Source organism: Croceicoccus pelagius (assembly GCF_001661915.1).
Taxonomy (GTDB): domain Bacteria; phylum Pseudomonadota; class Alphaproteobacteria; order Sphingomonadales; family Sphingomonadaceae; genus Croceicoccus; species Croceicoccus pelagius.
On the sequence record NZ_LYWY01000037.1, the window covers coordinates 283,423 to 308,778 of the forward strand.

The 25,356-nt window shown below is 64.5% G+C and carries 20 protein-coding genes; 6 read left to right on the forward strand and 14 right to left on the reverse strand.

The window, feature by feature from the left end; translation table 11 throughout:
- Nucleotides 1-53: 53 nt before the first annotated feature.
- Nucleotides 54-1,757, reverse strand: a complete 1,704-nt coding sequence (locus tag A9D15_RS10795) for a coiled-coil domain-containing protein (protein ID WP_066764833.1) — start codon at nt 1,755-1,757, stop codon at nt 54-56.
- Nucleotides 1,758-1,814: 57 nt separating this feature from the next.
- Nucleotides 1,815-3,098 (reverse strand): UDP-N-acetylglucosamine 1-carboxyvinyltransferase, encoded by a 1,284-nt coding sequence (murA, locus tag A9D15_RS10800; protein ID WP_066764836.1) that lies wholly within the window; start codon nt 3,096-3,098, stop codon nt 1,815-1,817.
- Nucleotides 3,099-3,265: 167 nt separating this feature from the next.
- Here murA and galU point away from each other — a divergent pair, with 167 nt between their 5' ends.
- On the forward strand, nt 3,266-4,147 hold the full coding sequence (gene galU / locus A9D15_RS10805) for a UTP--glucose-1-phosphate uridylyltransferase GalU (RefSeq protein ID WP_066764840.1): 882 nt from the start codon (nt 3,266-3,268) through the stop codon (nt 4,145-4,147).
- Between the two features lie 145 nt (nt 4,148-4,292).
- Nucleotides 4,293-7,850: a PAS domain S-box protein gene (locus A9D15_RS10810; RefSeq protein ID WP_066764842.1), complete on the forward strand. Its 3,558-nt coding sequence runs from the start codon at nt 4,293-4,295 to the stop codon at nt 7,848-7,850.
- Nucleotides 7,851-7,916: 66 nt separating this feature from the next.
- Here the strand turns inward: A9D15_RS10810 and A9D15_RS10815 are convergent, their stop codons facing one another.
- The 4 genes from A9D15_RS10815 to glnE form a co-directional block, all read right to left on the reverse strand.
- Nucleotides 7,917-8,633: a M23 family metallopeptidase gene (locus A9D15_RS10815; RefSeq protein ID WP_066764849.1), complete on the reverse strand. Its 717-nt coding sequence runs from the start codon at nt 8,631-8,633 to the stop codon at nt 7,917-7,919.
- 177 nt (nt 8,634-8,810) lie between these two features.
- Entirely contained in the window at nt 8,811-9,611 is an 801-nt protein-coding gene (locus A9D15_RS10820; RefSeq protein WP_066764851.1) for a ferritin-like domain-containing protein, read from the reverse strand.
- A gap of 8 nt (nt 9,612-9,619) precedes the next feature.
- The gene (locus tag A9D15_RS10825; protein ID WP_066764853.1) at nt 9,620-10,096 is read right to left on the reverse strand and encodes a peroxiredoxin; all 477 of its coding nucleotides are present in this window, start codon (nt 10,094-10,096) and stop codon (nt 9,620-9,622) included.
- A 2-nt stretch (nt 10,097-10,098) separates the two neighbouring features.
- A complete protein-coding gene (gene glnE, locus A9D15_RS10830; RefSeq protein ID WP_066764856.1) occupies nt 10,099-12,804 on the reverse strand; it encodes a bifunctional [glutamate--ammonia ligase]-adenylyl-L-tyrosine phosphorylase/[glutamate--ammonia-ligase] adenylyltransferase in 2,706 nt (901 codons plus the stop codon).
- 141 nt (nt 12,805-12,945) lie between these two features.
- Here glnE and A9D15_RS10835 point away from each other — a divergent pair, with 141 nt between their 5' ends.
- The 4 genes from A9D15_RS10835 to A9D15_RS10850 are packed head-to-tail and all read left to right on the forward strand — an operon-like array spanning nt 12,946 to nt 15,670.
- Nucleotides 12,946-13,665 (forward strand): CoA transferase subunit A, encoded by a 720-nt coding sequence (locus A9D15_RS10835; RefSeq protein WP_066764858.1) that lies wholly within the window; start codon nt 12,946-12,948, stop codon nt 13,663-13,665.
- 7 nt (nt 13,666-13,672) lie between these two features.
- On the forward strand, nt 13,673-14,425 hold the full coding sequence (locus A9D15_RS10840; protein WP_066764860.1) for an HAD family hydrolase: 753 nt from the start codon (nt 13,673-13,675) through the stop codon (nt 14,423-14,425).
- Nucleotides 14,426-14,467: 42 nt separating this feature from the next.
- On the forward strand, nt 14,468-15,103 hold the full coding sequence (locus A9D15_RS10845) for a CoA transferase subunit B (protein ID WP_066764862.1): 636 nt from the start codon (nt 14,468-14,470) through the stop codon (nt 15,101-15,103).
- A 30-nt stretch (nt 15,104-15,133) separates the two neighbouring features.
- Nucleotides 15,134-15,670, forward strand: a complete 537-nt coding sequence (locus A9D15_RS10850; protein WP_066764864.1) for a glutathione peroxidase — start codon at nt 15,134-15,136, stop codon at nt 15,668-15,670.
- Nucleotide 15,671: 1 nt separating this feature from the next.
- On the opposite strand, the gene A9D15_RS10855 is transcribed toward A9D15_RS10850, so the two are convergent.
- The 8 genes from A9D15_RS10855 to hisS all read right to left on the reverse strand — a co-directional run bounded on the left by A9D15_RS10855 (nt 15,672) and on the right by hisS (nt 25,346).
- Nucleotides 15,672-17,426 carry a bifunctional metallophosphatase/5'-nucleotidase gene (locus A9D15_RS10855; protein ID WP_082924414.1) on the reverse strand — a complete coding sequence of 585 codons (1,755 nt, stop codon included), beginning with the start codon at nt 17,424-17,426 and terminating at the stop codon, nt 15,672-15,674.
- Between the two features lie 53 nt (nt 17,427-17,479).
- A complete protein-coding gene (locus tag A9D15_RS10860) occupies nt 17,480-18,145 on the reverse strand; it encodes a lysozyme (protein ID WP_066764867.1) in 666 nt (221 codons plus the stop codon).
- A gap of 76 nt (nt 18,146-18,221) precedes the next feature.
- Nucleotides 18,222-19,469 carry a methionine adenosyltransferase gene (gene metK, locus A9D15_RS10865; RefSeq protein WP_066764872.1) on the reverse strand — a complete coding sequence of 416 codons (1,248 nt, stop codon included), beginning with the start codon at nt 19,467-19,469 and terminating at the stop codon, nt 18,222-18,224.
- A 41-nt stretch (nt 19,470-19,510) separates the two neighbouring features.
- Entirely contained in the window at nt 19,511-21,127 is a 1,617-nt protein-coding gene (lnt, locus tag A9D15_RS10870; protein ID WP_066764874.1) for an apolipoprotein N-acyltransferase, read from the reverse strand.
- A 31-nt stretch (nt 21,128-21,158) separates the two neighbouring features.
- Entirely contained in the window at nt 21,159-21,794 is a 636-nt protein-coding gene (locus tag A9D15_RS10875; protein WP_066764877.1) for a DUF4167 domain-containing protein, read from the reverse strand.
- Between the two features lie 287 nt (nt 21,795-22,081).
- Nucleotides 22,082-22,936 carry a peptide chain release factor N(5)-glutamine methyltransferase gene (gene prmC, locus A9D15_RS10880; protein WP_229660287.1) on the reverse strand — a complete coding sequence of 285 codons (855 nt, stop codon included), beginning with the start codon at nt 22,934-22,936 and terminating at the stop codon, nt 22,082-22,084.
- Nucleotides 22,937-22,938: 2 nt separating this feature from the next.
- Nucleotides 22,939-24,012, reverse strand: a complete 1,074-nt coding sequence (gene prfA / locus A9D15_RS10885) for a peptide chain release factor 1 (RefSeq protein WP_066764882.1) — start codon at nt 24,010-24,012, stop codon at nt 22,939-22,941.
- Nucleotides 24,009-25,346, reverse strand: coding sequence for a histidine--tRNA ligase (gene hisS, locus A9D15_RS10890; RefSeq protein ID WP_082924415.1), 1,338 nt, complete (start codon nt 25,344-25,346; stop codon nt 24,009-24,011). Before hisS ends, prfA begins: the two co-directional genes overlap by 4 nt.
- Between the last annotated feature and the right edge of the window lie 10 nt (nt 25,347-25,356).

A 25,356-nucleotide genomic window follows, 5' to 3' on the forward strand; every position in this document is an offset into this window, starting at 1 on the left:
TTTGCCATCAGAACGCACGAGGCGGGTCATTTGTTTCGATAAATTCGCGGGGCCTATAGCCCAACGGCCTTGAGCGCCGCGTCCATCGCGCCTTCCAGCCCGCCGCGCGCGCCCGCGCCCTTGCGGCCCGCCATCGGTGCTTCCTCGACGATAAGCATTCCTTCGCCGTCGAGCACGCGGTCTTTCAGCAATTGTTCGCGGCCAAGGAAATAGGGCCAGAACGTTTCCGTCCGGGCTACGGAATAGTCAAGTTCGGCGCTGAAGCCGACGAGCTGGTCCTGCCCGAAGATGCGCCCCGCGCCCGCCGGCTCGACCCGCACTCCGCGCCCGCCCTTGATGACGAGGCGGGCAGGGCCGTGGAATACGAGGAAGCGAAGCTGCATCGTAAGCCAGGCGTTGAGCGAGAAGAGCCGCCAATGGCTGGTGATCCGCATCGGGTGGCCCTGCTTCTGAACGACGGCCGCCAGCGCGCGGGGGTGAAGGACCGCCGCGCCGCCTTCGGGCAGCGTGACTTCGGTGACTTCGGCAAAGGGATCGTGGACGGCGGAAATCGTCGTAACTTCGCCCACGCCCCGGATCCGGGTGAGGAACCAGAGCCCGCTGGCCAGGCTGGAAAGCGGGTGCTTGACGTCGAGCATCCACTGCGTTTCCTTCGCCCCGCTGACCGAGCTGCTCTGCAGATAGTCCTGCCGCACCAGCAGTTCCTCGCCCGCGCCGAGCTGGACCGCGATCGAGGTGCGGCTGGCCCCGGCAGGCGGCATGGGCGCGCCGATGCCGCCGGGCACGGCGATGCGGATTGAGGGGCGGCGCTCTGCCATCGGCGCAAGGACGAACCAGAACAGCAGGCGGATGAGGTAAGGCATCGCAATGATCAACAGCAGCGCGATGAACGCCTGCCAAAGGATCGCGGTCATGCCCCAGTCGGCCCATTTCTTGCGGATCTGCGCGCGGGCCGATCCTTCCGCGCCTTCACGTTCACGGGCGACTGCTTCGCGCAGCATGGTGTCGGCGCTTTCCAGACGGTCTTCGGACCATGCTCCTGCACGGGCGACGGCGGCACCACCCTTGCGCGTTTCGTCGAGGATTTCCTTCACGCGTTCGCTGCGGGCGGCGAGTGCGGCAACGCCCGAACACTGGTCATCGCGATAGGCCCGAAGCCGCCTGCCTTCGCCGGTAATGCTGCCGAAGATGCGGCCCAGACCGCGCCGCGCTTCGTACTGCTCCACCGCGGTCTTGGCGGCGTCGCAGGCACGCACGGCATTGCGCCACTTGGTATCCGCGTCGCGCCAGGCCTTGATCGCGGCGGTCATCATGGCCGCACGGTCGATCTGCGCCTCTGTCGCCGCGATCGAGCGTTCGAGCCCCGCGATCTTGCGCGTGGCGACCGCGATTTCGAGTTCGAGCGTCTGATCCGCGATGATCGCGTCGCTGTCGGCCAGCGCGATGCTGGCGCGGCGCCTGAGGTCCGAACGGCGTTTGCTGACCAGCGCAGCCCGCTCGGCCTTTGCGTCGGCCAGCATGGCCTCGAGCACTTCGACCGACCGCCCGCGCGCATCGGCTTCGGCTTGTTGCAGGGCTTCCTCGCCCGCATCGCGCTGCACTTCTATCGCGGCGAGCGTTTCTTCCAGCTTTGCCGCGCGCAGTTCCTGTTCCGCGCCGACTTGCCACGCATTCCAGACCAGCAGCGCGCCGATCAGCAGGACCCACAGCACGAAGTGCCGCGCGATCCAGCCGATGACGAGTTTGACGATCTGCACGCGGGCCAGACTAACCGGTCAGGCGCGGGCGTAAAGCGCGGCCCGCGCCCAGAGGGATCAGTCGCCGCCGACGCGCTGGATGTTCGCGCCGACGAGGCCCAGTTTTTCTTCGAGCCGCTCGTACCCGCGGTCGAGGTGGTAGAGGCGGTGGACCACCGTTTCGCCCTCTGCCCGCAGCCCTGCGATCACCAGGCTCATCGAGGCACGAAGGTCGGTCGCCATGACTTCGGCGCCGGTCAGCTTCTCGACCCCGTGGACGATGGCGGTGCGGCCCTGCGTCTCGATATGCGCGCCCATGCGGTTCAGTTCGGGAACGTGCATGTAGCGGTTCTCGAAGATCGTCTCGGTCAGGACGCTGGTGCCCTGCGCCATGCAGAGCAGCGCCATCATCTGGGCCTGCATGTCGGTGGGGAAGCCCGGGAAAGGCGCGGTCGACAGGTTCACGGCCTTGAGCGGACCGTCGGCATAGACGCGGATGCCGTTCTTCACTTCCTCGACATGGACACCGGCATTGCGCAGCGCGTGGTTGGTCGCGCTCATGTCCTTCATGTTCGCGCCGGTCAGCGTGACGTCGCCGCCCGTGATCGCGGCGGCACAGGCGTAGGAGCCGGCCTCGATACGATCAGGCATGACGCGGTAGGTCGCGCCGTGAAGGCGCTTCACGCCGTGAACGGTGATCAGCGATTCGCCGATGCCCTCGATCTCGGCGCCCATTGCGACGAGGAGGTTGCACAAGTCCACGATCTCGGGCTCGCGCGCGGCATTGTCGAGGCGGCTGGTGCCGTTGGCGAGGACTGCCGCCATCAACGCGTTCTCGGTCGCGCCCACAGATACGACAGGGAAGGAGTAGTCACCGCCGGGAAGGCCGCCATCGGGCGCATGGGCGCGGACATAGCCGCTGGTGAGTTCGATGGTCGCGCCGAACGCTTCCAGGGCCTTCAGGTGGAGGTCGATCGGGCGATTGCCGATGGCGCAGCCGCCGGGCAGCGACACCGTCGCCTCGCCCGCACGGCCCAGCAGCGGGCCGAGCACGAGGATCGAGGCGCGCATCTTGCGGACCAGTTCATAAGGCGCGGTCGTGTTGGTGAGGCGCGGGGCCTGCAGCGTCATGACGCGGCCGAAATCTTCGGGGCGCGAACCGGCTATAGTGGTCGACACGCCGAACTGGTTCATCAGGTGCTGGAAGCCGTCGATGTCGGCAAGCCGCGGCAGGTTGCGCAGGGTCAGCGGTTCTTCGGTGAGCAGCGCGCAAGGCACAAGCGTAAGTGCCGCATTCTTCGCGCCGGAGATCGGAAGCGCTCCTTCAAGGCGCTTGCCGCCTTCAATGATGATCTTGTCCATTCCCCGCCTTTACCCCGTTTTGCGTAATGGGCAAGCAACCGCGCGGGAGACATGCGGTTCCCCCATGTTTCGAACGGCAGTTCCATCCGCCCTTGAACCCGGCCCCCTGCCATGCCTAGGTTGCAGTGCACCATTCGCGAACGAACACAGGGACGTCTGCCGACCTCATGAGCTCTTCTGAACGCAAGCCGATCCGCAAGGCCGTTTTCCCCGTTGCCGGTCTCGGCACCCGATTCCTGCCTGCGACGAAGGCAATTCCGAAAGAGCTTCTTCCCGTCGTCGACCGCCCGCTGATCCAGTACGCCATCGACGAAGCGCGCGAGGCGGGGATCGAGCAGATGATCTTCGTCACCGGCCGCGGCAAGACCGCGCTGGTCGAGAATTTCGACATCGCCTACGAGCTTGAGCAGACCATGCGGGAACGCGGCAAGGACATGAGCCCGCTTGACGATACGCGCTTTACGCCGGGCGATCTCATTACCGTGCGCCAGCAGGTCCCGATGGGCCTTGGCCATGCGATCTGGTGTGCGCGTGCCGTGGTGGGCGATGAACCCTTCGCCATCCTGCTTCCCGATGAACTGATGTGGGGCAAGCCCAACTGCATGAAGCAGATGGTCGATGCCTATAACGAGGTTGGCGGCAACCTGATCTCGGTGCTCGAAGTCCCGCACGAGGAAGTCTACAAGTACGGCGTCATCACGCCGGGCGAGACGAGTGGCAATTTGACCGAAGTGAAGGGCCTGGTCGAAAAACCTGCGGTGGAAGACGCGCCGTCGAACAAGATCGTGTCGGGCCGCTACATCCTCCAGCCCGAGGTCATGCGTACGCTCGAAACGCAGGAAAAGGGCGCGGGCGGCGAGATCCAGCTGACCGATGCCATGGCCAAGATGATCGGCAGCCAGCCGTTCCATGCCGTGACCTTCGAAGGCGAACGGTTCGACTGCGGCTCGAAACTCGGCTTTGTCGAGGCGACGCTGAAGCTCGCCCTTGAACGCGAGGACATGGGCAAGGACGTGCGCGCCATCGCGGAGCGTCTGCTGGCGCAGTGATCACCCAATGACGGGCTGGGCTGGCGGTATCGACTATAGCCCGCATTCCGGTTTCCGGAAAAATACCTAACGCCCTGTTTGCCATGGTTTTGTTGCCCCGCGCCTAGGCAAGCTGTCTGAACATGACAGCAAAGGGCGCAAAGGCATGACGAACGACGCGGTCTGGGAAGAAAAGCCCTCGGTACCTGGCGCGGTCGCGCATCTGGCGATGGGTGCCGCAATGGCGGCAACGGCGCTTCTGCTCGCGGTTGCATCCCTCTCGGTCCCGCATGACGGCGGGTTGGCGGCGTTGTGGCTGCCCAATGCCGTCGTGCTAGGCGCTATCCTTTCGGTACGCCGCCAGTTGCTATCCGCAGCTCTTGCAGGCGCAGGGGCCGGTCTGTTCCTTGGAGAGATTGCAGGCAAAATCCAGCCCGATGTGGCCGCGGCCCTGACGGCAGCGAATATTGCCGAGATCGCGATTGCCGTTCTGCTCACGCGCAAGGTCTGCGGCGATACGGTCGACTTCACCGATCCCACCGCGTTCTTCCGATTTATCGCTGCAATGCTTGCAGGCGCCGCTGTATCGGGGGTGCTGGTGCTGGCCCTCGTCTCTGATGCGCCCGTGCTGTTCGCGGCGCGCCATGCCAGCGGGCTGGTCTTCATCGCGCCGCTCACGATTGTCGCCATCGGTGCATGGCGGACGCGAGGGCAGGGCGGGATGCTCGTGCCGGTTCCGGTGCTGGGTATTGTTGTTCTCGGCTCGCTCGCGATCTTCTTGCAGTCGAGCTTTCCCTTCCTGTTCCTCGTGACCCCGCTCGTCGTGCTGGCGGGGATCAGTTCGGGCATTGGCGGCACGGCTTTCGTGCTGGTGCTCATCGCGACGATCGGTACGGCGGCGACGGCCTTCGGCAGTGGCCCGATCACGTTGACACGCGGCGATCCGGCCTTGCAGTTCGTGACGCTGCAACTTTTCCTCGGCTCTCTGACGCTGGTCGGCCTGCCGCTTGCCGGGTTGATCGAGCGCGGGATCCGCGACCGCGAGGCCCTTCGCAAGAGCCGCGATGACAAGCGCCGCCTGCTCGACAATATCGACGAGGTATTCTTTTCTATTGGCAACGACGGGACATGGCAGACCCTCAACGCCGCGTGGGACCGGATCACGGGGCGCCAGAGCGAGATGTCGATCGGGCAACCCTACGACCTGTTCCTGCCGCCCGCAGAGCGCGAGCGGATTGCGCCGGAAATGGCGCGTCTTCGCGCAGGCCTGATCTCGGTGTTGCAGATCGAACTCGCCTTCGAACGCCCCGATGGAGAAGAGCGTCATGTAGAGATGCGGATGCGCTGCACACGGGATGCATCCGGGCGTGCGCAGGGCGTGATGGGGCACATGCTCGATGTATCGGACAAGGCGACGGGCCGCATGGCGCTGGAGGCGAGCGAGCGGAAATTCGCCACGCTGGCCGAGTTGGCACCTGCAGGCCTGTTCCTTACCAATGCGCGCGGCGAATGTACCTGGGTGAACCGCGCGTGGCAGGAATCGACCGGGATGCTGGGCGAACAGTGGCGTGGGCATGGCTGGGCCGACGCAATCCATCCCGACGATTTCGACAGGGTCTTTTACGCCTGGATGGCTGCGACTGCCGCGCGCAGCACTTTTGCCGACACGTGGCGGTGGCTGCGCCCCGACGGTTCGGTCGTCTGGCTGACGTGCGCCGCCGCGCCCCAATTCGATGGGGAAGGGCGTCTTACGGGCCATATCGGCATCAACATGGACATCACCGACTTGCGCGTGGCCGAAGCCGAACTGGCCGAGCGTGAGCGGCGGATCAAGACGATCACCGATAATGTGCGCGATGCGCTGTTCATGGTGCAGGCCGATGGCACTTGCACTTATGCCTCCCCTTACGCGGGTTCGATGCTCGATCGCGAACCCGATACGCTTGTCGACCGACCTTTCGCCGCGCTGTTCGGGCGCGATGCACAATTGGCGATAGACCGGCGCCTGCGCCCGCTCTGGAGCGGGGAAGAGCGGAACTGTACATTGCAGTTCCGCATGGACGACGCGGCGGGCGGCCGCTGGATGGACGCGCACTTGTCCGCGGTTCCGGGCGAGCATGGCGTGGCCTCGATCGTGGCATCGGTGCGCGACATTTCGGATGCCAAGCAGCTGGAAGCGGATCTTACCAAGGCACGGCAGAAGGCAGAGCACGCCGCAAAGGCCAAGGCGACGTTTCTTGCAAACATGAGCCACGAGATTCGCACCCCGATGAACGGGGTAATCGGTTTTACCGATCTGCTGCTCGATTCAGGGTTGAACGATACGCAGCGCCGCCACGCGCAGCTTATCGCCGATTCCGGTCGTGCGATGATGCGGTTGCTGAACGACATTCTCGATATGTCGAAGATCGATTCCGGGAAGCTCACCATCGTGCCCGCTACGGTCGATTTGCGTGCCAAGATCGATGCGTGCGTCAGGCTGTTGCAACCCGTCGCTGACCGCGCGGGCATTTTGCTTGAAGCGAAAGTCGAAGACGACGTGCCCTTGCGCCTCGTCGGCGATCCGTTGCGGCTGCGCCAGATCCTGCTCAATCTCATTGGCAATGCCGTGAAGTTCACTGAACACGGCAGCGTATCGGTCCACGCCAGAGCGAAAGCCGACTTCCTGGAAATCAGCATCGCCGACACCGGCATCGGCATTTCGCCCGGACGGCTGAACGATATTTTCGACCAGTTCCGACAGGCAGACGGCTCGATCGCGAGGAAGTACGGCGGGACGGGGCTGGGGCTTGCGATCTCGAGCCAGTTGGCCCGTCTGATGGGTGGGAAGATCGTCGTTGAATCGCGTCTCGATCATGGGACGACTTTCACAGTTCGTATCCCGCTTATCGCCGTTTCCGATGTTTCGGAACCGCGGGACGATGCGTTTCTGTCTCCTTTGCCGGATATCTTGCCGCCTGCCCCATCCAGACCGGCATTGCCGCAGATAGGGCCACAAACGGGAGACGCCGCTCGCGTGCTCGTGGCCGAGGACAACGATATAAACCAGGAACTGGTCCTGGCTATGGCGCGCAGCGCCGGCCTCGATCCCGATCTGGCGGTGGACGGGACAGAAGCAATCGCCATGGTTGAGGCGACTCATGCCGAGGGGCGGCCCTACCGCCTTGTCCTGATGGATATGCAGATGCCGGAGATGGACGGGCTGGAGGCTACGCGCCGACTGCGACGTGCAGGGTTTGAGCCCGAAATGTTGCCGATCGTTGCTTTGACGGCCAACTGCTTTGCCGAAGACATTGCCGCTTGCCGTGAGGCGGGAATGCAGGGGCATCTCGCCAAACCGCTCCAGATGGCTGCGATGAAAGAGGCGATTGCGACCTATCTGGCACCGGTCAGTCAGCCCGGGTCGGAGTCCGAGGTCGCGATCATCGAGCCCATAGTCGGGTCGATAGTCGGCGAAGCCGATTCGCTTGCCGTGCGGTATCGCGAACGAAAGGCCAAGTTGCTGTCCGACCTGGCCGAAGTCGCCGCCGGGCAGGGCGAGGCGCAGTGGGACGTACTTGCCATGCAACTTCACAAGCTGGCCGGAACCGCGGGCTATTTCGGCGAGCCACAGCTGGGCGAACTCGCCCGCGCCCTGGAAGACCGGCTGCGCTATGCAGAGGACGGGGCGGCCCGGCTCGAACTGATCAGGTCTGAGTGGGAAACGATGCAGAAGGTCGCCTGAAACGGCAGCGGCCCGGCACTCTGATGCGAGTGCCGGGCCGCTTGAACCCGATTGCCGGGGCGCTGCTTAGTCTTCCGGACCGCCTGCGCCGAGGCCGTTGGCATCGGCAAACGCCTGCTGGAAGGTGTCGCGGTTCAGGTAAGGTTCGGGGTCGACCGGCTCGCCTGCGATGCGGACTTCGTAGTGAAGGTGCGGGCCGGTGGAACGACCGGTCGAACCGACCCAGCCGATCAGGTCGCCCTTTTTCACTTCCTGATCGGGGCGCACGTTCATGCGCGACATGTGGCCATAGCGGGTCTCGATGTCGCCGCCGTGTTCGATCTGGACGTAATTGCCGTAGCCGCCGTACCACTGCGCCATTTCAACACGGCCATCGGCGGTTGCGTAGATCGGCGTACCGGTGGGCGCAGCCATGTCGAGACCGTCGTGGTTCCTGCGGCGACCCGTGACCGGGTGAATGCGCGAACCGAACGAACTGGAGTAGCGCGAACCTTCGACCGGAAGGCGCGACGGGATCGAAGCGACGCCGGTGGTCTTGGCGATGCCGACCTTGGCTTCTTCGGCTTCGGCCTTTTTCCAGGTCGCGAAAAGCTGCTTGAACTTGGCGTCGCTCTCAGTCTTTTCGGCATTGTCACGAACCGGAGCCTTGACGTCCGCACTGGCCGAGGCGCTGGCGTTGGCAAGGGCGGGAGCGGGGGCCATCGCCATCGCGGCGATACCGACCGTTCCGAGCGCGAGTGCCCGTCCAGCCTTCAGTGCAGAAATCCGAATTGCGTCCGTCATGCCAAGTCCTTCGTTATCTCGGCGCCTCCGACCCCTTTAAAGGTACGAAATGCGCCGGGTGACCCCCTCGGCACGGCAGGCGTGATGTCCGTCACATCCCTGCCGCGATAAAAAATGTAGAGAACGTCGGAACCCTCCCGTCGTCTCGTGAGTATTGGTTACGGGCGTAAAGGTTAATTAGACAATACCGGTGCGGTAGTCCCGCGACAGACCGGCTGCCTCACGCGCTGAGTCGTTGAACGGTGGCTTCAAACGACCTCGAAAATGCCTTTCGACCAGATTTCTCCAGTTTTTTTGCGGATTTTCGTCTCTCGCACGGCTCACTTCGTCGAAGTGCTTTGTCCCGAAGCGAACGTGGCGAATCTCGTCGTCAAGGATTCGTTCGAGGATTCGCGCCCCGTTCTCGTCCCCCTGCGACCGCACACGTTCCAACGTCGCCGGCGTCACGTCGAGGCCGCGCGCCTCCAGCACCATCGGTACGACCGCCAGCCTTGCCGCAACGTCGTGTCGCGTCTCCTGTGCGGCCTGCCACAGCCCGGCGTGGGCGGGCAGAGCGCCGTAATGGCTGCCCAGCGTCTGCAGCTTCCGGTCGAGCAGCGCGTAGTGCATGGCTTCGTCCGCGGCGACCGACAGGAAGTCGGCGACGAACCCCTCTCCCATCGATTCGCCGAACCGCCCCGCCATGTCGAGAGCGAGGTCGATAGCGACGAATTCGATATGCGCCAGCGCGTGCCACAGGGCGATTCGTCCGCGTTCTGAACCGCCCTTGCCGCGTTTCGGCATCTGGCTGGGCGCCAGCAGCTCAGGCCTCTCGGGCCGCGCCGGTTCGTCCGGCATCGCGCAGTCGAATACGAACGCCAGCCGCCCCTGTCGCCAGTCGCGCACCAGCTTGCGCGTCGCCATGACCTTGGCGCGCGGATCGCCCGTCAGCAGCGCATCGCGGATGACCGACGAAAGGGAAGGAAGGGTATCGGGCATTCGCGTGGTCAGAGCGCCTTTGCGGCCTCCAGCACGGCCTCGGCATGGCCTTTCACGCGAACCTTGCGCCAGACCTGCGCGACCTTGCCGTCGGGGCCGACAAGGAAGGTCGAACGCTCGATCCCCATGTAAGTGCGGCCGTAGTTCTTTTTCTCGGTCCAGACGCCCAGCGCGTCGGTGACGCCGTTCTCCACCGGATCGGACGCGATCGGAACGGTCAGTTCCTGCTTGTCGATGAACTTCTGCTGCGCTGCGGGCTTGTCCTTGCTTGCGCCCAGCACTGCGACACCGGCTTTCTCGAACTCGGGCAGCAGGGCGGAGAAGTCCTTCGCTTCGGTCGTGCAGCCCGGCGTATTGGCCTTGGGATAGAAGAATACGACGACTTTCTGGCCCGCAAAATCCTTGATCGAGACCGATCCGCCATCGGGCGTTTCCATCGCGATGTCGGGGAAGGCGTCGCCAGCGTCGGGGCGCGTGTCGGTCATGGTCAAAGCTCCAGTGTCTGGTCGAATGTCTCGGCCCAGGCCCCTGCCACTTCGGCGCGGGCCTTGTCGAGGGCGGATAGCAGCGCTTCCCAGCTATCCTGCCGGCAGGCCGCGGCCAGCACGTCGCGCGCTGCGGGCGGGGGCAGGTTGGTGTCGGGAGAAACAAGACGCAGCGTAACGAGCATCCGTGTCAGAAGGTCGCGCGCCTCGCCCAGCGTGTCGGGCACGTGGCCAGCCGCGCCAAGGCAGCGCACCGCTTTGCCGAGGTTCGGATCATGGCAGGTTCCAGTGCGAAGCTGGTGGAAATGGGTCAGGAACTCCAGATCGACCAGTCCGCCGCGCTGAAGCTTGATGTCCAGCGGCCCGCGCGGCGGTTTGTGTGTCGCCATGTCGCCACGCATCTTCAGTACGTCGGCGCGCAAGGCATCTTCATCGCGCGGGCGCGTGAGGACCGAGCGCACAACCTCGTACACGGCATCGTGCGCGGCTGGCGGCCCGTGAAGAACCCGTGCGCGCATCAGGGCCATGTGCTCCCACGTCCAGGCGGATTCCGCCTGGTAGCGGGCGAAGCTGTCGATGCTGACCGCCAGAAGCCCTTGCGTGCCCGATGGGCGCAGCCGGGTGTCGACTTCGAACAACGCGCCCTCGGCGGTCGGCACGATCAGCGCACCGGTCACGCGCTGGGCGAGACGGTTGAAATATTGCGTTGCGCCCAAGGGTCGTTCGCCGTCGCTCTCGCCTTCGAAATCGCCGGTGAAGAGATAGACGATGTCGAGGTCCGAGGCATGGGTCAGCGCCCCGCCGCCGAGCCTTCCGAGGCCGAGTACGACCAGTTCTTCGTCTGCGATCCGCCCGTGGGCGCGAGAAAATTCGCGCGATGCAGCCTCTGCGCAGACCGAAATCGCGGCTTCGGCCACGCGCGACAGGGCGGCGGCGACGTCGAGAGGGTCCTGCGCGTTGTCGATCAGTTGCATGCCAAGCGCGAACCGCAAGTCGCCGACGACGCGGCGCACGCGGTCGAGCACGGCTTCGTAGTCGTCGTCCTCGCCGCGCATATCGGCGATCAGCGTGTCGACATCGCCGGGCAGGTCATACGCCGTCCGGTCGATCAGCGTGTCGAGCAGGTCCCCGCGCCGTCCCAGCGCATCGGCAAGGCTGGGTGACAAAGCCAGCACGCGGGCCAGCGTTTCGAGCAGGGCAGGGCGCGCTTCCAGCAAGTGGAAGATGTTGATGGCCGAGGGCAGCCGCGCCAGCATCTGTTCCCAGCGGGTCAGCGCGCGTTCGGGTTCGGGCGCCTTGGCGAGCGCCTCCAGCAATTGCGGGCGGATCGCGCTGAACGCCTGCCGCGCCGCATCCGACCGCAGGCACTTTACGCGCCCTGCTTCCCAGCCGCCGATGCGTTCGGCCAGCGCGCCGGGATCGGCAAAACCGAGTTCCTCCAGCCGCTCCTCGGCAACGGGCTGCGGCTTGGGGGCTGAGACCTTGCCGCCATGCGCTTCGACCAGCCTATCGAAGCGGGTCCGCACCTTTTCGCAGATGGTTTCGAGTTCGGCGACAAGCGCCGAACCATCGGTCAGCCCGTCGAGCTGCGCCACGTTGTCCAGCGCCTCTCCTGCGGGCAGCGAGTGGGTCTGCCGGTCGTTCACCATCTGTAACCGGTGCTCGATCTCGCGCAGGCGGTCATAGCTTTCGCCCATCACCACCGCGTCTTCGGCCGGGATGATCTGCGCCGCCGCCAGCGCGTCGAGTGCGGCTCTTGTGCCCGAACAGCGCAATGAAGGATCGCGTCCGCCGTGGATCAGCTGGTGCGTTTGCGCGAAGAATTCCACTTCGCGGATTCCGCCGCGGCCCTTCTTCACGTCGAAGCCGGGGCCGGGGCGCTGCGGGCCTGAATGGTCGTCGCGGATGCGGTGGACGAGGCGACCGACTTCCGAAATCGCGCCAAAGTCCAGTGATTTGCGCCAGACGAAGGGGCGAATGTGGGCGAGAAATTCGCACCCTGCCTCGATATCGCCAGCTACCGACCTGGCACGGATGAAGGCCGCTCGCTCCCACGCGAGCGCCGAGCTTTCGTAGTGAGTCAGCGCCGCATCGAAGCTGATCGCCAGCGGGCTGACTTCGCTTGCCGGGCGCAGGCGCAGATCGGTGCGAAATACGTATCCTTCGGCCGTCTGCGCGCCCATCGTCTGGACGACGCGGCGGGCGGCCATCTGCGCGGCCTCGCCGGGTTCGTCCCGCTCCCTCCGGGGCAGGCGGGCCGGGTCGTAAAGCAGGATCGGATCGATGTCGGAGGAATAGTTCAGCTCCCCCGCCCCATGTTTGCCGAGCGCCAGCGCGGTCATGCCGGTATTTTCTGCCCCAGGCATCCGGTGCGCGATCGCCTCGCCAATCGCGGCGTGAAGCGCGCGGCTGGCGAAATCGGACAGTTCGCCCGTGACTTTCAGCAGCGGGAACGCGCCGGCGAGGTCCCCAATGCCCAGAACCAGCGCGAGAGCGCGCTTTTCGCGCCGTAGGGCAGAGCCGACATCGGGCGCGCCTTCGCCTGCCTGTTTTGCCAGGGCCAGCGCGGCATCGCCTTCGCCAGACGCGAGCATTTCTTCCAGATCGGGCCTGCGCGCCAGCAGGTCTGCCAGAAATGGCGCATGAGCCTTTGCGCGCGTTATCGCGCTGGCCCAGTCGCCGGTCAATTTTGGGGTCTGCCTCTCCATGATTCATGGGATGGCGGCGCGTAGCCGCGATGGCAAGGCGGCACGTTGAAGTTACGGCGCTGCAACACTGGTGACAGGCACCCCTGCTAAATGTAATAGGCCGTCATACCCGAACCGACATTCAGGAAAGGCCTGTCCGCGATGCAGAAGCTCTACCCCGACGCCAAGACCGCACTCGAAGGTTTGCTGAAGGACGACATGCTTGTCGCAAGCGGAGGTTTCGGCCTTTGCGGTATTCCCGAACGCCTGATCGACGCCGTGGTTGCAAGCGGGGTGAAGAATCTGACCGTCGCGTCGAACAATGCCGGCATCGACAACGAAGGCCTCGGCAAGCTGCTGCGCACCAAGCAGATCAAGAAGATGATCAGTTCCTACGTCGGCGAGAACAAGGAATTCGAGCGCCAGTTCCTTGCAGGCGAGCTCGAGGTCGAATTCTGCCCTCAGGGAACGCTGGCCGAACGCATGCGCGCCGGCGGTGCGGGCATTCCCGGTTTTTACACCAAGACGGGCGTCGGCACGCAAGTCGCCGAGGGCAAGGAAGTGAAGACCTTCGATGGCCCGAACGGACCTGCTGACTACATCCTTGAAAAGGGCATTTTCGCCGATCTCTCGCTGGTGAAGGCGTGGAAGGCGGATGAAAGCGGCAACCTCGTGTTCCGCAAGACCGCCCGCAACTTCAACCTGCCCGCCGCGACTTGCGGCAAGGTCTGCGTGGTCGAAGTGGAAGAAATCGTGCCGACCGGCTCGCTCGATCCCGACTGCATCCACCTGCCGGGCGTTTACGTCCAGCGCATGATCGTCGGCGCGCCTTACGAAAAGAAGATCGAGTTCAAGACCACGCGCCAGCGCGAAACCGCGTAAGCGCACGATGCGCGCCGCGCGCTTCAGCCGGACGTTGGGCCTGTGCGGGTTGATGCTCGCGGCGACGGGCCTCTCCGGCTGTGTCGCGGCAATACCGCTTGCGGCCAGCGGCATGCTGGCCAAGCGCACGGTGCTGGACGAAGGCGAGGCTGAATTGGCTGCTTCGGTCCAGATTGCCGCGCCCGCCACGGCTGAGACGGCCCCGAACCTTACCGAAAAGTGGTTTGCTGCCGCGCTGTTTGCCGGTGACCGTGCAGGGAAAGGCCTTTCGGTCCTGCCCGATCCGGCAGCTTCGAACGATGACGAGCCGGTCCTGCCTTGCAAAGGCGGGAAGCCTGCGATCCTGATCGATCTCGATCCCGGCAATACGGCGTTCCGGCCCGATACGGGGCCTTTCGTCGCGCAACCGGGTCTCGCACCGGCGCTTGCCACCGCGCGCGCAGCGGGGACCGAGGTTCTCTGGATCAGTGTACTGGGCGAAGCTCGCGAAGCTGACCTGCGCGCCGTGCTGGCCGACACCGGCCTCGATCCGGCGGGCGAAGATACCGTCCTGCTGATCCGCGATCCGGCAGAGACCAAGACCCAGCGCCGCAATGCTGCCGCAGGCGAATGGTGCATCACGGCCATCGTCGGTGACCGCAAGGGCGACTTCGACGAATTCATGGATTACTTGCGCGATCCCGACGCGCCGACACCGTTCGATCCGCTGCTGGATAGCGGCTGGTTCGAATTGCCACCTCCGATCAAGGCCGCCGCCTGACGGCGTCCGCACAACAGACAATCTCGCCAAGGAGTAACGCAAATGCCCTGGACCCGTGACGAAATGGCCGCCCGTGCCGCGAGGGAGCTGGAAGACGGTTTCTACGTGAATCTCGGCATCGGCATCCCGACGTTGGTGGCCAACCACATTCCCGAAGGCGTGGAAGTCACGCTGCAGTCGGAAAACGGCATGCTGGGTATCGGACCCTTCCCTTACGAGGGCGAGGAAGACGCCGATCTCATCAATGCCGGCAAGCAGACGATCAGCGAACTGGACAAGAGCGCCTATTTCGACAGCGCGGCCAGCTTTGCCATGATCCGCGGTGGGCATATCGACCTTACCGTCCTGGGCGCGATGGAAGTCGACCAGAACGGCGACATCGCGAATTGGATGATCCCGGGCAAGATGATCAAGGGCATGGGAGGCGCGATGGATCTTGTTGCGGGCGTGAAGAAGATTATCGTCGTGATGGAGCATACCAGCAAGAATGGCAGCCCCAAGTTCATCCCGGAATGCACGCTGCCGTTGACGGGTAAAAACGTCGTCGACATGATCGTCACCGATCTCGCGGTGTTCCAGCGCCCCGACCATGACAGCCCGTTCAAGCTGGTCGAACTGGCCCCCGGCGTCACGGCCGAGGAAGTGGCGGAAAAGACGACCGCGCACTACGTTTCGTAAGGTCGACACCTGATAGAGAGGATTTCCACGATGGCCCTGTCCGATATCGCGCTGACCCGCAATGATGGCAGCCAAGACAGCCTTGCCGCTCACAAGGGCAAGGTTCTGCTGATCGTCAACGTCGCTTCGCAGTGCGGCCTGACGCCGCAATACGCGGGGCTCCAGGCGCTGCAGGAAAAGTACGGCGAACAGGGCCTTGAAGTGCTTGGCTTTCCGGCCAACGACTTCGGCGCGCAGGAGCCGGGCACAGATGCGGAAATCGCCACGTTCTGCGAAACCAGCTTCGGCGTAAACTTCCCGCTGTTCGCCAAGGCCAGCGTGATCGGCGCTGACAAACAGCCGCTCTATGCCGAGCTGGTCGAGGCGGCTCCGACGAAGCAGGGCGATGCCGAAGCCTTCCGCGACAAGCTGCGCGGTTTCGGCATGACCCCGACCGAAGATCCCGAAGTGCTCTGGAACTTCGAGAAGTTCCTCGTCGGCCGCGACGGTGAGGTCATCGCGCGCTTTTCACCGACCACGGCCCCCGACGATGCGGAACTCGTCTCCGCGATCGAGGCCGCGCTCTGATCTAGCGCGGAGTCAGGTTCGTCACGCGGTCCGTTCGGGGCAGCTGGCGAACCGGCACTGCGCCCAGCCACGCCTCGAATGCATCGAGGTCGTTACCGCCCGTCGTCGTCTGCGTCCCTTCGGTGAACACGGTGAACCCGTCGCCGCCCGCGGCGAGGAAGCTATTCATCGTGATGCGATAGGACTTCAGCGGATTGATCGGATCGCCGTTCAGCGTCGCCTTTACGATCCGGTCGCCCACGGGACGTGAGCGATCGTAAGTGAAGGCGAATCCCTCGCTGGGCGCGAGGATCTGCTTCTTGTCGGCGCTGTCGAACTGCTGCTCCAGCAGGGCCATGACCTGGTCGCCGGTAAAGGTCCGCGTGATCAGCGAATTGCCGAACGGCTGCACGGCGTAGAGATCGCCAAACGTGACCGTGCCGTCTGCTGCGGGGACGAGGCTGGCGCGGACGCCCGAATTGTTCATGAAGGCGATCTGCGCGCCTGCTTCGCGCGTTGCGGCAAGCTGGCCGTCGGCGATCATGTCGCCCAGCGCGGTTTCCAGTTCGTCGTCATCGGTGATGATCGCCTCACCCGAGACCTTGCCCGAGGCGCGCTTGGCAACTTCGGCCACGGCATCGACATACTGCCCGACATAGGCGGCGATCCCGGCATCGGGGACGATCGCGGCAAAGGCGGTGCTGGTGGGAAGCGGTGATCCGTCCTTGGCCTTGCCCTCGCTCTGCACCGTGACGTTGTGGGCGGTTTTCGCCGTTACCTCGTTCGTCGCCGGATCGATGGTGACTGCGATGTCGGTGACCTGCGAAGCGCCATATCCCGCGCTGGTGACGAGGAACGGGCGGGCTGCATCGATGTCGCCGTAGTTGCAGACATAGCTGCGATGCGTATGGCCCGAAATCACCAGATCGACGCGAGGGTCCAGCCTTTCGAGGATGGGCAGAAGCTCGCCCGATATGCCGCCGCAGCCGTTCGAATCCTCGCGCGGGACATTGTAGAGGCCCTGGTGGATCGACACGACGATGGCATCGACGCCCTTGGAGGCCAGTTCCTCGACGTAGATGTTGATCGCGTTCGCCTCGTCCCCGAAATAGAGGTCCTCGACCCCGCTCGGCGTGACGAGATTGGGTACGTCGCGCAGCGGCAACCCGATGACTCCGACGGTGACTTGTGCGTCGCCTTCACCGAACGTCTTGGTGCCGAAGGCCGGGAACAGCGTCTCGCCGTTGCGGGTGACGACATTGGCCGACAGGAACGGGAAGTTCGCGCCGGCAAAGTCCTTTTCGACCGCGCAGGGTTCGCGCAGCGTGTATTTCTCGCACCCGCCGTCGGCGATGCGCTTAAGCTCCTGCCAGCCCTTGTCGAATTCGTGGTTTCCGACCGCGTTGAAGTCCACGCCCACGCGGTTCATCACGCCGATCGCCGGTTCGTCGAGGAAGGCGGCAGAGGCGAGCGGGCTGGCCCCGATCATGTCGCCCGCCGAAATCACCATCGTATATTCGTCCTGCGCGCGGATCGTGGCGATGGCCGATGCCATCCACGCCGCTCCGCCCACTGGAATACTCACAATCTCGCCATCGGGCGTCATCACGTCCTTGGGCGCCGGCAGCGGCATCAGGTTGCCGTGGAAGTCGTTGATGCCGATGATGCGGACGGTAACCGGCTCGGTCGGGCCCTGGGGCTCAGGCGGCGCGGCGGGAACCGTGGCGCAGGCAGAGAGGAGGAGCAGGGCGGCGGGGGTGAGGATGCGACGAATCATTGCGCTGACAGGCAATAAAGACCTCGCCGCCCTGCGTCAGCAAAGTTCGCCCCTCAGCAGGTGAAAAGGCGCGCGAACCAGTTGTCGGCGGCGCGCTGGGGCGGGGCGTGGACTTTTACGTCCTGTGTCTCCACATCGCGCGCGGGGCCGCCGGTGAGCAGCAGTTCGAGCGTATCCATGACTGGCGTACGCTTGCCCTTTACTGGGCGGTAGGAGGGCTTGGCGACCGAATAGGCCAAAGCGGTTCCGTCGCCATGCCAGCGGCCGTCGAAGAACAGCGCCTGTTCACGCTTGCGCCTGATGGCGAGGGAGGCGGGACGGCACCAGTTGAGCATCGCCTTCTTCGCGGCCTTGCGGTCGCCTTCGCGGACATGGCGCATCCATTCGGCCCGCCCAACCGCACCGGTGTTCCAGTGGAACGACAGCGCGGCGGCCAGTTCGTGTTCCTGCGGTGCAACCGGACCGAATGCTTCCAGCACGGCGGGGAGGTAGCGATTCTGCAGGACCCAGACGAAGATTTCCAGGCAGCGGTGCAAAGGCTGCGGCTGGTCGCGATAGCGCAGAACGCGGTGCCCGCAGGCGTCGGTCAGCCCGACGCTCCACGTCCAGACCCCTACCGAATCGCGGTAGGCTTCGCGCACGATCCCTTCATGCGCGATCAGTTCGGCGGCGATGCGCGGTGTCAGCGTGGGGCGGGCGGGGTCGTAGGCGATGGACATCGGGCGGGTCTCCGGCAAATGGAAACCCGCCTCATGATGCGCGGTCAGTGCTGTAGGAAAATAAAAACCGTACGGCTCAGCGGCCGAGCGCGGTCTTCAGTTCCTCGACCAGGTCGGTCGCTTCCCAAGGGAACATGCCGTCGTTCGCCGGGCGGCCGAAGTGACCATAGGCGGCGGTCGGGCGATAGATCGGGCGGTTGAGGTTGAGCCGGGTGCGGATGCCGCGCGGGGTCAGGCCGCCAAGGCTGTCGATCGAACGGATCGCATCTTCAAGCTGCGGGTCGGTTACGCCCTCGGCGCAAGTGCCGTGTGTGTCGACATAGAGCGAGAGCGGGTGCGAAACGCCAATGGCATAGGACAGCTGGATCGTACACTTTCTGGCAAGGCCTGCCGCGACGATGTTCTTGGCCAGATAGCGTGCGATGTAGGCTGCCGAACGGTCCACTTTCGTCGGGTCCTTGCCCGAAAACGCGCCGCCCCCGTGCGGGGCTGCGCCGCCGTAAGTATCGACGATGATCTTGCGGCCGGTCAGGCCGGCATCGCCATCGGGGCCGCCGATCTCGAACGAGCCGGTCGGGTTGATGTGATACACTGTTTCGTCCGACAGCAGGTTGTGCGGCAGGATGTCGGCGACGACGCTCTTCACATAGTTCTTGAGCTGCGCCTCGCGCTCACCCGTGTCGTAGCCCGGCTTGTGCTGGGTGGAGACGACGACGGCGGTGCAGGCGGCGGGCTTGCCGTCCTCGAAGCGCAAGGTCACCTGGCTCTTCGCGTCGGGTTCGAGGAACGCGGCCTCGCCCGAGTGGCGGTCGTCCGACAGGCGCTGCAGGATCTTGTGGCTGTAATCGAGCGTCGCGGGCATGAGGTCCGGCGTCTCGTCGCAGGCAAAGCCGAACATGATGCCCTGATCGCCCGCACCTTCGTCCTTGGCGCTTTCCGCGTTCGAATCGACGCCCTGCGCGATGTGCACGGACTGTCCGTGAAGGAAGTTTTCAAACCGCAGGCGTTCCCAGTGGAAGCCGTCCTGTTCGTACCCGATGTCGCGCACGACGGCGCGGGCGGTCTGCTCGATCTCTTCCTTCGCGCCGGGGGCCCAGTAACCGTTCTCGGCCCAGTCCTCGCGCGTGGTGTCGTACATCGGCTTGCAGCGGATTTCGCCCGACAAGACGACAAGCTGTGTTGTCGTCATCGTTTCGCAAGCGACGCGCGCCTCTGGGTCCTTGGACAGCATCAGATCGACGATGGCGTCCGAAATCTGGTCGGAAACCTTGTCGGGGTGTCCCTCGGAAACCGATTCCGAGGTGAAGAGGTAGTTGCGACGCATGGGAGATCCTGACGGCGTATAAAGCTTTCTTTATATCTGCTCTAACGACGCGCGCGGCGGCTTGCAACCGCTGCGACGACGATCAGCAGCAGGCCCAGGGCGACCGGAAGCCAGTTGCCGGTGCGAGAGAACAGCGTGGGCATGGCAGCCGGCGGGACAAAGCCCGAAAGCCGCGAGGCCTGATGCTTGGGGACGTGCTGGCGAACGACGCCGCCGGCATCGATCACCGCGCTGATCCCCGTGGTGGTCGAGCGCAGGACCGGAAGACCTTCCTCGATCGCACGTATACGGGCCTGCGCCAGATGCTGGGGCGGGCCCCACGCGCCGAACCAGCCGTCGTTCGACGGGTTGAAGATATAGTCGGGGCGATCGCTGCGATCGGCGACCTGGCCCGAGAACACGATCTCGTAGCAGATCTGGATGCCTGCCCTGCCCCATTTCTCCAGGTCCAGCGTACGCGGTCCGGGACCGGGGCGGAAATCGAGCGATCCGGCAACGAGGCGCGAAAGGCCGAGCGGTTCAAGTATCGAACGCATGGGCAGGTATTCGCCATAAGGCACGAGATGCGCCTTGGCGTAGCCGCCCGCGATCTCGCCATCGGGTCCGACTGCGGTGACCACGTTCTCTGCCGCCGCGGCGCGGGTGCCTTCGGCGTTCAGGACTATATCGACGCTGCCGGTCAGCAGCATCCCGCCGGGGCCGACCATCGCGGCAATGCGTTCGCGCGCCATCGCCGGGTCGGCGCCATAAGTCGTCGCGAGGTAATAGCGCCGCGGATAACCGGGGCGCAGGTAGTCCGGCACACCCGATTCCGGCCAGAGGAACAGTGTGGTTTCGTCCGCAGCCACGGGAGGTCCGCTCAAGAGGGCAGTCTTCACGAAGTTTGCTTCGTACTGGCGCGGATCGTTCAGCACGTCCTGACGCACGTCGGGCTGAACGAGGCGGAAGGGCAAGGTGCCTTCGCCCCGCGCCGCAGTGGGGAAGGGGATGAGAAGCAACGTGACGGGCACGAGCGCGGCAAGGGCAGGCTGCCATTTTGCCGTCGCGGAGCGCCAGGCGTCGAACGCCCAAAGCCATGCGGCGGCCAATAGGACGACGACACCCGAAAGCGCATAGGTGCCGATCCAGGGCAGTATCACGGCCAGCCCCGGCCTGTCGAAACCGCCCAGCGCCACCGCGCCCAGCGGGTTCCACGCAAAGCCGCTGAAGACCCACGAACGCAGCCATTCGCTGACGATCCATGTGCCCGCGAAAGCCACTGGCATGAGCCAGCCCTGCGGCGTGCGGCGCGCGATCAGCCATGCGCCAAGCGCGGCCAGCAGCGGGTAAACCGCGAGGTAGAGCGAAAGGAGAAAGACCGCGATCCAGCCCAGCCACGCGGGCATTTCGGCCTGATAGGTAAAGGCCGTCGCGATCCAGTTGTTGCCTAGCCAGAAGTGCCCGACCCCGAACAACCAGCCGAGGAAGGCGGCCTGCTTTCCGCTTTGCGCGCTGCGCAGCAGGTGCATCAGCAGCGCAAGGGCTGCGAGCGTCACGGGCCAGAGGGATAGAGGCTCGAACCCCGTCGCCGCGCCCGCGCCGGCCACGAAGGCCAGCAGCGGTGCGGAGAGTTTCAGGGTTTTATCGGACAGGGTGGGGCGACCAGACAGCAAAGGCATATCGGCCAAGTAGGGCCAGTCGCCTCGATTGTCAGCCGTTAACGGCCTGCTTCACATCATCGTCATCCGAAGTTTCGGCCTTCACCTTGCGCGGGCGACCGCGACGCTTGGGCTTTTCCTCGGTTTCGCCGATTGCGGGCGGCAGTGCCTGCGGATCGAGACCGCCGTCGTTCTCGACCGCCTTCTCGGTTTCGCTGTTGCCGCCATCGGACGATTCCTCGTCGTCGCGGCTGCGGCGCTGGCGACGCTGACGACTGTCGCGCGTGAAGGGATTTTCTTCCCCGCCGTCCTTGCGACGGCGCTGGCGGCGGTTCGAGGTTTCTTCCTCTTCCTCACCGTCATTTTCGCTGTCGCTGTCGTTGTCGTTGTTCTGGCCGCGGGTGTCGTCGTCCGACTGGCGGTCGTCGTCACGCTTCTGGCGCTGTTCGTCCTGACGGGCCTTGCCGTCGGCGATCACGCGGAAATAGTGATCCGCGAACTGCAGGTAGTATTCAGCCTGCACGCGGTCGCCGTTGCGGTGCGCTTCTTCTGCCAGCTTCTTGTACTTTTCCAAAAGCTGGGGCGCATTGCCGCGCGCCCGGCTGTCGATCCGGTTTAGATGCTGACCGCCACCTTGCGACCGATTGTTACGGCCGCGCCGGCGATTGTTGCCACGATTGTTATTCAAAGTAAGACTGTTCCCTTGTCCGGCGCGGGTGAACCATTTTCACCACAGCGCGCACCCAGTCGGAAACGCCCGGAGCCTCATTACCACGGGCAAGCCCTTGTTCGGTCCGCCGTCCTCTTTGCAAATCAATGGGGACGGCAAACCAGCCCTACGGTCCAGCACCGACCCTGCCTGTCGCAGGCACCGAAGCGTTCGGAACGGAAGGATAGACGATCGCGCGGGAATCTACGTCCGTCGTTCGTCTGATTACAGGGTTATCTGTAAAAACCGGGCCTGCCAACCCCTTTTCACGAAAAGCCTGTTCCCCCTGCGCGAAACAACAGCGCGCGGGGATTACTTGCAAGGTCGCGGTACATCGTGCCGCAAAGCCCCGAGTTTTCACCGATTGCCAGCACCGCATTTGCCTGGCGAGAGCCGATTTCGATTATCGCGATACCGCCAGGCGCCAGCAATTCGGGCAGCGCAGGGACAACAATGCGATAGTCATCAAGGCCGTCATCGCCCGCAAACAGCGCCTCTGCCGGTTCATGTTCGCGCACGTCGGGGGCAAGGTCGGGATCGGTCGTTTCGACATAGGGCGGATTTGACAGGACGAGATCGAAACGGCCGAGGCCGTCAAGCCAGTCGGTCTGTGTCCAGTCACCGGCCTGCATCGTCGCGCGCCCTGTCATGCCGGTGCGGTCGGCATTTTCGCGGGCGACTGCGAGGGCAGCGGGGCTGCGTTCGATACCGATCCCTTGCGCCTCGGGCCAGACCGACAGCGCGGCGAGCAGCAGTGCGCCGGTCCCTGTGCCGCAGTCGAGCACGCGGGAAGGCGCGCGACCATCGAAAGCGGTGATCGCGGTTTCGATCAGCGTTTCGGTATCGGGGCGCGGGGTCAGAACGTCGGGCGTGACTTTCATGGACAGCCCGTAGAACTCATGCTCTCCCGTGATCTGCGAAACCGGTTTGCCGGTCAGCCGTTCGCCCAGAAGCATCTCGAACCGCGCCGGAACCGTGTCGCGGGCATGGCGAAGCAGCATGTCGGAGCGGCTGGCCCCGAACGCATGCGCCATCAGCAGTTCGGCGTCGAGGCGGGGCGACGTGCTGACCGCCTCCAGCAAGCGGGCGGCATCGCGCAGGGCTTCCGCCACGCGGGTCACGATCAGGCGGCTTCGTTTTGCGCGGAGAGGCGCGCGGCCTGGTCTTCGGCGATCAGCGCGTCGACCAGTTCGGCAAGGCCGGGGCCTTCGAGAATCTCGGGCAGCTTGTGCAGCGTCAGGCCGATGCGGTGATCGGTCACGCGGCCTTGCGGATAATTGTAGGTGCGGATGCGTTCGGACCGGTCGCCGCTGCCGACCATGGCCTTGCGGGCCTCGGCCTCTGCGCCCTGAGCCTTGTCGCGCGTCTGCTCATAAAGCCGCGCGCGCAGCACCTGCATCGCCTTTTCCTTGTTCTTGTGCTGGCTGCGACCGTCCTGACAGGTCACGACAATGCCGGTCGGCTCATGCGTGATGCGTACCGCGCTGTCGGTCGTGTTGACGTGCTGCCCGCCCGCGCCGCTTGCGCGATAGACGTCGATCTTGATGTCCTTGTCCTCGATCCGCACGTCGACCTCGTCGGGTTCGGGCAGGACCGCGACGGTCGCCGCGCTGGTGTGGATGCGCCCGCCGCTTTCGGTGACGGGCACGCGCTGGACGCGGTGGACGCCGCTTTCGAACTTCAATTTGGCGAAGACGCCCTGGCCCGACACGTTGGCGACGATTTCCTTGAAGCCGCCGACATCGGATGCGTTCATCGAGATCGTCTCGACCCGCCAGCCCTGTTCGGCAGCATAACGTTCGTACATGCGGAACAGGTCGCCTGCGAACAGAGCGGCCTCGTCCCCGCCGGTGCCGGCGCGGATTTCGAGCATCGCGGGCCGCGCATCGGCAGCGTCACGTGGCAGGAGCGCGATGGCGAGGCGTTCTTCCGCTTCGGGCAGTTCCGCCTCGATCCGGTCGATCTCGTCGGCGGCCATCGCCTTCATTTCGGGGTCGGCCAGCATCTCGCGCAGTTCGGCCAGTTCGGCCCGCATCGCGGAAGCGCGTGCAGCCTCGCGCGCGACGGGTTCCAGTTCCGCATAGTCGCGGCTGGCCTTTACGAAGTCGTCGCCTTCCAGCGTGCCCGAGGCCAGCCGCGCTTCCAGTTCGGAAAAGCGCTGCGCGATCTGGGCAAGGCGTTCATCTGAGACGTTCATCGTAGAAAGACGGCGAAATCCGCTGCATATTGCTCTCGATGCGTCATGCGCTCGAGCTGTCCAACAGTTTCGAGAAGCTTTCGGCCGAGATTTTCGACAACTTGGGGGTCTGCGATTATCGATCCCTTACCCCTCTTTACATCCACGAGGATTGGTTGGGGACCGTTTCGGATTTCGATCATGGGGCGGACAAGGAACAACATTTCCGGGTTCAAAGCCTGCGCTTTATCGAAACGTTTCTTTTTCGATCCGCTCGCAACGATTTCAGTCACAATTCCGGCGCGCCGCAGTGCCATTGTTAGAGATAGAGCATCAGACTCGGCCCCGTTATCTTCAGCCACAACTGTAACGGTAAGAACGGACCCCTCGCGCTCCCCCACCAGCATGGCGAGACGTTCGATGCCTGCTGCCCAGCCGACCGCGGGCGTTACCGGACCGCCCAGCGCTTCCATCAGCCCGTCATAGCGCCCGCCGCCCAGCACCGTACCTTGCGCGCCGAGGCGGTCGGTCACGAATTCGAACGCGGTGTGGCGATAGTAGTCGAGCCCGCGCACGAGCGAATCCATGCGGTTCCACTTCACGCCCGCGGCATCGAGGCCGCTGGTGACCGCGCCGAAGAAGTCCTGCGCTTCGCCCGAAAGAAACTGGTCGATCCTGGGTGCATCGGGAAGGAATGCCCGGTCGCGCGGGTCCTTGGAATCGAGGATGCGAAGCGGGTTGCGTTCCAGCCGGTCCTGCGAATCCTCGGACAGCGACGACACGTGATCGCGGAAATATTCGACAAGCGCGGCACGCCATGCCTCGCGGCTGTCGCCATCGCCCAGAGTGTTGAGCTGCAACGTAACACCATCCGCGATGCCCAGTTCATGCAGCAACTGGTCGGCCATGACGAGCAGTTCGACATCGGCCTGCGGTTCCGCCGCGCCGATCACTTCTGCGTCGATCTGGTGGAACTGGCGATATCGGCCCTTCTGCGGGCGTTCGTAACGGAACAGCGGCCCGTGCGTCGCGATCTTCAGCGGGGCGTACTGCTTCCACCCGTCGGTGATGTAGGCGCGGGCAAGGCCAGCGGTGAATTCGGGCCGCAGGGTCAGCGATTCACCGCCGCGATCCTCGAACGAATACATCTCCTTCGAGACCACGTCGGTCGTCTCGCCAAGGCTGCGCGAGAAGACGGCGGTCTTTTCGAACACCGGCATTTCGACCCGGCGGAAACGGTAGAGTTTGCGTACCCGCTCGAACGTTTCGACGACGTGTGCAAAAGCCTCGGCCTCTGCGCCGAAAATGTCCTGGGTGCCTCGGATGGCCTGTGGTGTGTCGATCTTGCCGCTCATGCCGCGCGCC